This is a genomic window from Gordonia sp. i37, assembly GCF_002043085.1.
GTDB lineage: Bacteria > Actinomycetota > Actinomycetes > Mycobacteriales > Mycobacteriaceae > Gordonia > Gordonia polyisoprenivorans.
In genome coordinates, this window is sequence record NZ_MVPX01000479.1 from 1 (window position 1) to 9,527 (window position 9,527).

General features: G+C 68.2%; 12 protein-coding genes and 1 pseudogene. 4 read left to right on the forward strand and 9 right to left on the reverse strand.

The annotated features are described in order from the left end of the window. From B1964_RS23370 to rnhA, 4 genes are all read right to left on the reverse strand, one after another. Window positions 1–647, reverse strand: a 647-nt coding sequence (locus tag B1964_RS23370; protein WP_079931480.1) for an aldo/keto reductase, incomplete at its 3' end; no start/stop codon positions are given. Continuing rightward, window positions 644–1,111, reverse strand: a complete 468-nt coding sequence (locus tag B1964_RS23375; RefSeq protein WP_014358544.1) for a MerR family transcriptional regulator — start codon at window positions 1,109–1,111, stop codon at window positions 644–646. The genes B1964_RS23375 and B1964_RS23370, both read right to left, overlap by 4 nt. Window positions 1,112–1,267: 156 nt before the next feature. Continuing rightward, on the reverse strand, window positions 1,268–2,182 hold the full coding sequence (locus B1964_RS23380) for a D-isomer specific 2-hydroxyacid dehydrogenase family protein (RefSeq protein WP_079931471.1): 915 nt from the start codon (window positions 2,180–2,182) through the stop codon (window positions 1,268–1,270). After that, window positions 2,179–2,658, reverse strand: a complete 480-nt coding sequence (gene rnhA, locus B1964_RS23385) for a ribonuclease HI (protein WP_079931472.1) — start codon at window positions 2,656–2,658, stop codon at window positions 2,179–2,181. Before rnhA ends, B1964_RS23380 begins: the two co-directional genes overlap by 4 nt. 53 nt (window positions 2,659–2,711) lie before the next feature. Here rnhA and B1964_RS23390 point away from each other — a divergent pair, with 53 nt between their 5' ends. After that, entirely contained in the window at window positions 2,712–3,488 is a 777-nt protein-coding gene (locus B1964_RS23390; protein ID WP_006369297.1) for a methyltransferase domain-containing protein, read from the forward strand. A gap of 5 nt (window positions 3,489–3,493) precedes the next feature. Here the strand turns inward: B1964_RS23390 and B1964_RS23395 are convergent, their stop codons facing one another. Then, a complete protein-coding gene (locus B1964_RS23395) occupies window positions 3,494–4,741 on the reverse strand; it encodes a citrate synthase (RefSeq protein ID WP_079931473.1) in 1,248 nt (415 codons plus the stop codon). Window positions 4,742–4,840: 99 nt separating this feature from the next. Here B1964_RS23395 and B1964_RS23400 point away from each other — a divergent pair, with 99 nt between their 5' ends. Then, on the forward strand, window positions 4,841–5,989 hold the full coding sequence (locus B1964_RS23400; protein ID WP_079931474.1) for a citrate/2-methylcitrate synthase: 1,149 nt from the start codon (window positions 4,841–4,843) through the stop codon (window positions 5,987–5,989). Between the two features lie 4 nt (window positions 5,990–5,993). After that, window positions 5,994–6,521 carry a DUF1697 domain-containing protein gene (locus B1964_RS23405; protein WP_079931475.1) on the forward strand — a complete coding sequence of 176 codons (528 nt, stop codon included), beginning with the start codon at window positions 5,994–5,996 and terminating at the stop codon, window positions 6,519–6,521. Between the two features lie 15 nt (window positions 6,522–6,536). Here the strand turns inward: B1964_RS23405 and B1964_RS23410 are convergent, their stop codons facing one another. The 4 genes from B1964_RS23410 to B1964_RS23425 form a co-directional block, all read right to left on the reverse strand. Beyond that, window positions 6,537–7,019 carry a hypothetical protein gene (locus tag B1964_RS23410; RefSeq protein ID WP_079931476.1) on the reverse strand — a complete coding sequence of 161 codons (483 nt, stop codon included), beginning with the start codon at window positions 7,017–7,019 and terminating at the stop codon, window positions 6,537–6,539. A 65-nt stretch (window positions 7,020–7,084) separates the two neighbouring features. Then, the gene (locus B1964_RS23415; protein WP_079931477.1) at window positions 7,085–7,591 is read right to left on the reverse strand and encodes a MarR family transcriptional regulator; all 507 of its coding nucleotides are present in this window, start codon (window positions 7,589–7,591) and stop codon (window positions 7,085–7,087) included. 30 nt (window positions 7,592–7,621) lie between these two features. Next, window positions 7,622–8,380, reverse strand: a complete 759-nt coding sequence (locus B1964_RS23420) for a hypothetical protein (protein WP_079931478.1) — start codon at window positions 8,378–8,380, stop codon at window positions 7,622–7,624. Between the two features lie 7 nt (window positions 8,381–8,387). Continuing rightward, window positions 8,388–8,804 (reverse strand): CoA-binding protein, encoded by a 417-nt coding sequence (locus B1964_RS23425; protein ID WP_079931479.1) that lies wholly within the window; start codon window positions 8,802–8,804, stop codon window positions 8,388–8,390. Window positions 8,805–8,875: 71 nt separating this feature from the next. Here B1964_RS23425 and B1964_RS23430 point away from each other — a divergent pair. Continuing rightward, window positions 8,876–9,527 (forward strand): annotated as a pseudogene (locus B1964_RS23430) (dipeptidyl aminopeptidase); the annotation flags it as partial.

Below are 9,527 nucleotides of genomic sequence, written 5' to 3' on the forward strand. Positions count from 1 at the left end.
GCGGAGCCGGTGAGCATGCCGCGACCGAGCGGACTGTAGGGCACCACGGTCACACCGAGTTCACGCGCCGCCGGCACGTCGGCGGTCTCGATGTCGCGGCTGAACAACGACCACTCCGATTGCAGAGCGGCGATCGGATGCACCGCCGACGCCCGCCGGAGAGTGTCGGCGCCCGCCTCACTGAGGCCGAGTTCGCGGACCTTGCCCGCGGCCACGAGATCGGCCATCGCGCCGACGGTCTCTTCGATCGGCCGGGTCGGGTCCACTCGGTGCAGGTAGTAGAGGTCGATGACGTCGACACCCAGGCGTTGCAGCGACGCGTCGACACAGCGTCGGACGTAGTCGGGAGAGCCGTCGACACCGCTGGGCAATCCGGTGTCGGGATCGGTGAGAATCCCGAACTTGGTGGCGAGGACGATCTCGTCGCGGCGATCGGCGAGCACCGTCGACAGCAGCTTCTCGTTGGCGCCGCCGCCGTACATGTCGGCGGTGTCGAGCAGGGTGATCCCGGTGTCGAGAGCGTGGTGCAGGGTGGCTAGTGCTTCGTCCTGGTCGGCCGGGCCGTAGGCGAAACTCATTCCCATACAGCCCAATCCGATACCGGAGACCTCGAGGGAGCCGATGCGGCGGGGAGAGCGGGGGGTCATGGTTGGGTCCTTCCTCCGTAGGTGGCGATCTTGTATTCGGTGGCCGCGAGCGACAGCGTCAGTTCGGCGATCTGCCTGCGGATGGTGTCGCGGTGTTCGAGCAGCATGTCGAGGCGTTCGTCGACGGTGTCGTCTCCGGCATCGACGAGCTCGACGTAGTGCTGGAGATCTCGGATTGCCATGCCGGACAACCGCATCCGGGTCAAGAAGACGAGCCTGCGCATCGCGTCGGCGTCATAGATCCGGTTGCCCACGGCGTCGCGGGGGACCTCGACGAGCCCGATGCGCTCGTAGTAGCGCAGGGTGTGCGGCGAGATGTCGAGCGCCTCGGCGGCCTGCGCGACGCTCATCGGTTCGGCGATCTCGTCGAGGCCAACGAGGGAGTGGATCACCTCCACCGACAGCGGTCCGTCGAGGCCGCCGAGCGCGTCGAGCGCCTTGCGCATCAGATGTTCTGTGCTCATGGCAGCAACGCTAGGCCTTTGAGCGCGCTCGAAGGCAAGAGCGAACCTGCACGCTCTTCCGCGGGGTTTTGGTTATTCCGGCAGAAATCTCTGGGGGAGGAACCGGAAAGTAGGGGAAGAACGGTCTTCCCCTACTCTTGGGCCGCAGCCGGCGACTCAGTAGTCGCGGTCGGCCGACACCGTGGAGATCAACTCCTCCCCGGCGACGAACCGCCGGAGGTTCTCGGCCACCCACGGCGCGAGTTCTCGCGTGAGTCCCGACGACGGGTTCGCGATGTGCGGGGTGATGATGCAGTTGGGCAGCGACCACAGCGGGTCGTCGGCGGCCGGCGGCTCAGGATCGGTGACATCGAGTGCAGCACCGGCGATCTCACCACCGCGCAGTGCCCAATAGAGGGCTTGTTGATCAACGAGGGGCCCACGGGCGACGTTGACGATCCAGCAGTGCGCCGGCAGCGCGGCCAGGCTCTCGGCGTTGATCAGGTGGTGGGTTTCCGGCGTCGACGGCGCCGCGAGCACGACGTGGTCGGTGCGGCGCCACACCTCGTCCATCCGCGACGACGGCAGCGTCTCGTCGGAACCCTCGACCGGTCGGCCCGACCGGTTGACCGCGAGCACCCGCGCGCCACCGGCCTTGAGTCGCGGCGTCAGCGACGCCCCGATTCCGCCCGCGCCCACGATCGCCACCGTCGCACCCCGCAACGTGCGCACCGCAGTGTCGATGGGTTCTTTGTCCCAGTGGTCGCGAATCGACGTGTGGATCTGTCGCAGTCCGGTGAGCAGCAGCGCCAGCGCGTGCTCGGCGACGTTCTCGGCGTAGAAGCCCGACGCGTTGGTCCAGGTCCGCTTGTCGTCGAGTACCCCGGCGGTGACGAACCCCTCGATCCCGGCCGTCTTGAGCGCCACCCACTCGACGGCGTCGGGCAGCGCGGGGAAGCCGTCGGGGTCGCCGAGCCAGACCAGCACCCGCGCCTCGTCGAGTCCGACGATTTCTCCGCCCGCCTCCTCGACGGCGGCGACGACGTGCGCGTCACGGGTCGGTTCGACGGCGACCGGCACCCGCGGGGTCACGAGCGCACCTGCGCGATCTCGCGGGCCGCCGAGGTCGCGAGGCGGTCGGCGATCTCGTTGTAGTGATCACCGTTGTGGCCCTTGACCCAGCGCCACTCCACCTGGTGCCGCTTCCCCTCGTCGATCAGGCGCTTCCACAGGTCGGCGTTCTTCACCGGCTTCTTGTCGGCGGTTTTCCAGCCGTTGCGCTGCCAGCCGGCGACCCACTTCATGATGCCGTTGCGCACATAACTGGAGTCGGTGTAGAGGATCACCGTCGACGGCCGCTTGAGCGCCGCGAGACCCTCGATCGCCGCCTGCAACTCCATCTTGTTGTTGGTGGTGTCGGGCGCGGAGCCGGAGATCTCCTTCTCGGTGCCCTTGTACCGCAACACCGCTCCCCATCCACCTGGGCCCGGATTGCCCAGGCAGGCGCCATCGGTGGAGATCTCCACGACATCGTCGGAACCGGGGGTCGTGTCAGGGTCGTTCGCCATTCCTCCGAGATTACGAGACACGCAGCCCGGGACGAAACGACTAGGGTGGAGACATGCCTGTCTGGGATCCGACGCGCTATCTCCAGTTCGCCGACGCCCGCTCGCGACCGTTTCTCGACCTCATCGCGCGCGTCCCGATCGAGCCCGCCACGATCATCGACCTCGGCTGCGGGCCCGGCCACCTCACCCGCTACCTGCGTGCACGCTGGCCCGACGCGCACATCCTCGGTATCGATTCGTCGGCGGAGATGATCGACGAGGCGCTGCGCTCCAATTCCGATCCCGACGCCAACTACGACGTCCACGACGTCACGACCTGGAAGCCGTACGAGCCGGTCGACCTGATCGTCTCCAACGCGATGTTCCAATGGGTCCCGGACCAGTTCTCGGTGATCGGCGACCTCCTCGACCATCTGACGCCCGGCGGCGCCTTCGCGGTGCAGGTGCCCAACAACGCGAGTTCGGCCACCCACACGTTGCTCGACGAACTCTCCCGCGAGGAGCCCTACGCCGAGCACCTGCACGATGTGCGGCGGCTACCGACCACCGGTCCGCAGGAGTACCTGGAGTTCTTCGCCGACCGCGGCTACTCCGTCGATGCCTGGGAGACGACCTACCTGCACGTCCTCGACGGCGAGGACCCGGTGTTCGAGTGGATTTCCGGGACCGGCGCGCGTCCGTTCCTGCAAGGTCTGCCCGACGACCTCGTCGACGGCTTCACCGACGAGTACAAGGCGCGTCTGCGTGCGGCGTTCCCGTCGCGGCCCTGGGGGACGCCGCTGCCGTTCCGGCGGACCTTCGCCGTCGCCTCCCCGCAACCGCACATCTGAACTGCTCAGGTGGCGTGGGCCCCGCTCGGACGCACCCCGGTGTAGACGCCCTCGGGGCGAAACCGTAACCGCTGCGCCTGGTATTCCTCGAGCGCATGCGCGATCCAGCCCGCGATCCGCGCCAGCGCGAAGATCGTCTCGGCGGCATCCGGACGCATCCGGTACCGCAACGCCAGTGCCGCCAGCGCCAGGTCGGAGTTGACGAAGGTCGACGGCCCGAGCGCCTCGACGATCGCGGTGACCGCAGGCTGCACGCGTCGATCACCACCACCGCTGCGCGCCAGCATCTCCAGCAGCACCGTCGCCCGGGGGTCGCGGGCCCGGTAGATCACGTGGCCGGTCCCGGGGATGTGGGTGTCGGCATAGAGGGCGTCGGCGATGGCCGCGGTCGGGTCGTCGAGGGCGTCGGCGAGGAATCGGTAGGCCAATGTGGTTGCGCCACCGTGCATCGGGCCGTCGAAGGCACCGAGTCCGGCGCCGATGACTGCGTAGACGCTGCCCCGCGCGCTGGCCGCGACCCGCGCGGCGACGGTGCCTGCGGCCAGGTCGTGGTCGGCGAGCGCGACCAGTGCCGCGTTGAGCACCTTGACGGTGCGAGGTGTCGCGGGTTCGTCGGTCAGACGTGGCCACAGTCGTTGTGCCAGTGAACCTTCCGATTCCAATTCTTCTGTCGACGGCCCGGGAGCCAGTGCGTCGACGGCGGTGACGAGGACGCGAGTGGCCTTCTCGGTGACGGCTCCGGGTTCGATGTGATGGCGCAACGGATCTCGCGCCCCGAGGAGGTCGACGGTGAGCCGGATCCGGTCCAGCCCGCGCGATTTGGTTCCGGCGACACGCCGCACCGCGGCTCCGATCCCCGGCGCCGGCGCGGCCTCGGCATCGTTCCACGGTTCGCCCCAGAGCAATTGGGCGACGTCCTCATAGCTCGTCGTGCGGGCGAGGTCGGCGACGTCGCGACCACGATAGTGCAGCCGATCGTCGTGCAGATATGTCAGCTGGGTGCGGATGCGTTCGGCGACCCCGGCCGGCGGCCGATGCCGCGAGCCCTGCAGGAGCCCGTCGACCTCGTCGACGGCGAACATGCTGCCGTCGTATCCGGCGATGCGGGAACTGTGCAGGCGCCCGCGGCTGACATAGGCGTAGACGGTGGAGAGCTTGACGCCCAACACCTTTGCGACATGCTGGGTGGTCAGGTAGTCGCGCCCGTCGTGCCGGACGGGTGTCGGGAATCGGCGGGTGTGCGCGCGGGTCACACATTGATTGAATCAACATTGACCACACTGCTCAACCTCGCCACCCTGAAAGCACGGAGCCGCTGCCGGAGCGGACTCCAGCCACCGTCAGGAGTTGTGATGACCGAACCACTGATCGCCCCGCCGGGACTACACGACCTCGTCGTCGCCGACACCGAGATCGGTGACGTGCGTGGCGCCGAGGGCTTCTATCACTACCGCCAGTACTCGGCGATCGAGTTGGCGCGTACCCGCTCGTTCGAGGAAGTGTGGTTCCTGTTCCTGTACGGCCATCTGCCGACTGCCACCGAACTCGACGACTTCGTCGAGGTGGTACACCGGATGTCGGTGCTGCCGCCCGAGGTCGGGGGCATCCTCACCGCGGCGGCGCTGCTCGGCGGTGAACGGGACTCGTTGTCGGGGCTGCGTACCGTGCTGTCGGCGGCGGGCAGCGCCACCGGGGTCCGGCCGCTCTGGGACAGCGATGACGAACAGCGCCGCACCGACGCCATCCGGGTGGCCGCCCTCACCCCGACGATCCTCGGTGCGCTCGCCCGCATCCGTGCCGGTGAGGAGCCGCTGCGGCCGCGCCGCGACCTGTCGGCGGCGGCCAACTGGCTGTACCTGATCTCCGGTCGGGAGCCGACGCCGCAGCACGTGCGGGCCATCGAGCACTACCTGATCGCGACCATCGACCACGGTTTCAACGCATCGACGTTCACCGCCCGGGTCATCGCCTCCACCGGCGCCGACGTCGTCGCGGCGGTGTGCGGGGCCATCGGTTCGTTCTCGGGGCCGCTGCACGGCGGTGCTCCCGACCGCGCACTCGATGCGCTGGACGAGATCGCCGCATTCGGCGACCCCGCCGAGTGGGCCCGCCGCCAGGTCGACGAGCACCAGCGCATCATGGGATTCGGGCACGCCGTCTATCGCACGGCAGATCCGCGCGCAATGATGTTGCGGGACATCGCCGGTGAACTCGGCGGTCCCCTCGTCGAGCAGGCCGTCGCCGCCGAGGCCGCCATCACCGAGGTCCTGGCGCAGGCCCACCCCGATCAGCCGCGTTACGCCAACGTCGAGTTCTATGCCGGGGTGGTGATGGAATGCTGCGGTGTGCCGCGGTCGATGTTCACGCCGACCTTCGCGGTCAGTCGGGTCGTGGGTTGGTGTGCGAACATCCTCGAGCAGGCCCGCTCGCGCAAGATCATCCGTCCCACCGCACGGTATGTCGGTCCGCCCCCGGCCGCACCCGCCGCCGTGCCAGACTGATCGCATGGCACGACCGGTCTTTCTCCTCCGCGCGATCAACGTCGGTGGCGCGAAACTGCCGATGGCGGAATTGCGCGCCATGGCAACCGAACTCGGTGCCACCGACGTGACCACCCATATCGCGTCCGGCAATCTGATCTGCACGCCACCCGACTCCGCCGACGACTTCGCGCGCACACTCGAGGCCGCCATCGAGGACCGCTACGGCTTCTTCCGGGAGGTGATCGCCCGGTCGGCGACGCAACTGCGCGACGCACTTGAGGCCTACCCGTTCGAGGCGAGCGACGAGAAGTTCGCGCACATCTATTTCCTGACCGGTGAACCCGATACCGACAAGGCAGAAGCCTTCGTGGCCAAGGACTTCGGTGCCGACGAACTCGCGGTCATCGGCAGCGACCTGCACATCCACTACGCGGCGGGGGTCGCCGGGAGCACACTGAGCGCACCCAAGATCGCCCGGGGTCTCGGGGTGACGGGGACCGGACGCAACCTGCGGACGGTGCGCACGCTCATCGAACTCGCCGAGACCTGAAGCCGGCGCCGCCGGTCAGACGCGCAGCAGTGCCGCGGTGACGGCTTCGATGTCCTCGCGTTGCTTCGCGAACGGCGCCTCCCACAATTTGCGGGGCAATTCCTCGAGTTGTTCGACCACACCCTCGAGTTGTTGCAGGCGTTCGGTCTTGTCGTCGCCATCGAGATCGGCTGCCGCGATCAGCTGATCGTCGAGGGTGAAGACGGCGTCGTCGAGCCGGTCGCGTTCGGCCAGAGTCGCCTCGTCATGCGGGATCGCCGGATTCTGGTGCACGTCGGCAATCGCGTACCGGACCCGCCGGTGCAGCAGCGCCTCCGGTGAGGTGGCCGTCGTCCAGTTCTCCGGGGCGCGGCTCGGCCTGCCCGGGATCAGATCGGTCGACCGTGCGAACGCCCGGACCCGCTTGTCGGAATCCCAGGCGAACCAGATCGCGCCGATCAGGATGAACAGTGCGACGAAGACGATGACGCCGATGACAACGATCGCGATGGCCGACATAGTGCGACCTTAGCCCAGTCCCGTCGCGACCCTGCGCGGCTGCGGCACCGGCAGAAGGGACCACGTCATGCACGCGACTCCGGCGCATGCGCGGCGCGGACCGCAGCGGCGTTGACACGGGTGAGCACCCGATGCAGGTCCTCGAGGTCGGCGAGATCCACGCCGAGGGCGTCGACGACCGCCGGCGGGATCGTCAGCGCCCGCTCGCGCAGCGCCCACCCGCTGTCGGTGAGGGCGATGTCGACATTGCGTTCGTCGTCGTCACGGCGGCGACGTTCGATCAGCCCGTTGGTCTCCAGCCGCTTCAGCAGCGGCGAGAGCGTCGCCGAATCGAGTTGCAGCACCGCGCCGAGGTCCTTGACCGCGCGGGGCGAGGACTCCCACAGAGCGAGCATCACCAGGTACTGCGGGTGGGTCAGGCCGAGAGGCTCGAGCAGTCGGCGATAGATGCGCAGGACCGATCGGTTGGCGACGGCCAGGGCGAAACACACCTGTCGCTCCAGCAGCAACGGGTTCTCGCCGAGGTCCGGTCCGGCGACCACCTCTGGTTCGCCGATTGCCGCTTCTGCCATGTCCCTCCACCCGATGACTCCAGTGATGCTTCACATGGTAGGCCGGGCGGCCGGGGGCGGTCCGCTCGACGGTTTGCCTGCCACCCAGTCCTCGATGGTCAGTCCCCACTTGCCGAAGCGGTCGTCGAAACTGTCGGCGCGCGTGGCGGCCCGTGCCTTCTTGGCCGGTGAATAGTGACGGCCGGCCCACCGCGAGTGCGGCCGGGCCAGACGGATCGCGCCGATCCAGCCGACCGGCGGAATGAACGCGCCGACCGCGGCGGTCGAGTACTTGCCCTTCTCCACGCATACCAGGACACAGGCGATGTGGATCGGCAGCACCACCAGCACGCCCCAATTCCCGTGCAGCTGTGTGTTGTCCGTGGCGGTGGTGTCGTCGAAGGGATTGACGCCCAACGCCAACAGCCCGAGGACGGCCGTCGTCAGCGAGACCACCTGTACCGAGAGTTGCCCCTCGGTGCTCCAGTAGACGTCGCCGAGATGCAGGATCAAGGCGAACTCGTCGAGGACCAGGCTCGCGCCGACGCCGATGAGGACCGCGGCGATCAGTGCGCCCGGACGATGGCCGGCGACGGTCACCGACATCACCGCACCGACCAACAACAACACCAGCCCCGGCACGGCGTGGTGGATGTGCACGCCGCCGCGCACATTGTTGTGGAAGGGCCCTCGGCCGGCGCGGATCAACCGCGTGATGGTGCGGGTGATGACAAAGGTCAGCAGGAACGCGAGGAACAGCAACGACAGCGGCAACCGGCCCGAATGCCAGAAGGTGTCGACGGCGCTCACGGCAGCGTCAGGCGCCCGCGGTGATCCCGGTGCGGCGCTGCTCGATGATGAGGCAACGGTCCTCGACGTAGAGCAGGCCGGCCGACTCGGCGACCTCCCGGGCCTCCTGTGAAGCGATACCCAACTGCAGCCAGAGAGCGGTGGCGCCGGCGGCCACGGCCTGCCGGGCGATCTCCGGGGTGTCGGCGGACGGGCGGAAGACGTCGACGAGACCGATTTGTTCGGGCACGTCGGCCAGCGTCGGGTACACGTGCTCCCCGACGATCTCGGTGGCGGTGGGATTGACCGGGATGATCCGCCATCCCTTCGACTTCATGTACTCCGGAACCTCGTTGGCGGCCTTGGTCGGATTGGCACTGGCCCCGACCACCGTGATGGTGTCGTAGGTGCGCAGGATCTGTTCGACGACCTCATCGGTACTCATGGCGCCAGTTTAGGGCGATTCGCCCCGGCGCCGACCGTAAGCTGTGATCCGGGGCGGAGAAGGAGCGGTAGATGCAGCTGACCCACCCGATCCATCAGGCATTCTCGCGTGGTTTCTATTCCGATTCGGGCCGCGACTACGAGGTCCGACTGTTGCTCGGCTACTGCACATCCGGGGGCGCCGACGCCGGGGAGGTTCTCGCGACCATCGACGCCCTCGACTCCGGGCACGAGCAGGCGTGGGCCGATGCCTGGCTGGCGGCGGGCCGTCGGGTGGCCGGCGCTGCGCGCGACTCGTTTGCCCACGGGCACCGAGAGAGCGCAGCCTCGGCGTATCTGCGTGCGGCGAACTATCTCTCGACCGCCTTCGACGGCCTCGACGGGATGGGTACCGAGACGCAGCGGATGACGGTGTTCGCCGAACACCGCGCCGCGTGGGACAGCTTCGTCGGCGCCGGCTCCTTTGTGGCACAACGCCTTTCCATCCCCTATGACGGAACCACCATGCCCGGCTGGTTGGTGCGGCCCGCCGACGACGAGCGGCCCCGCCCGACACTGGTTCTGGTGAACGGGAGCGACGGGTCGATCTCGGCTCTGTGGTGTGCGGCCGGGCACGCCGCACTCACCCGGGGATACAACGTCGTGCTGTTCGACGGCCCGGGGCAGCAGTCGATGCTGTTCGAGAAATCGGTGCTGTTCCGCCCCGATTGGGAGGCGGTGCTGA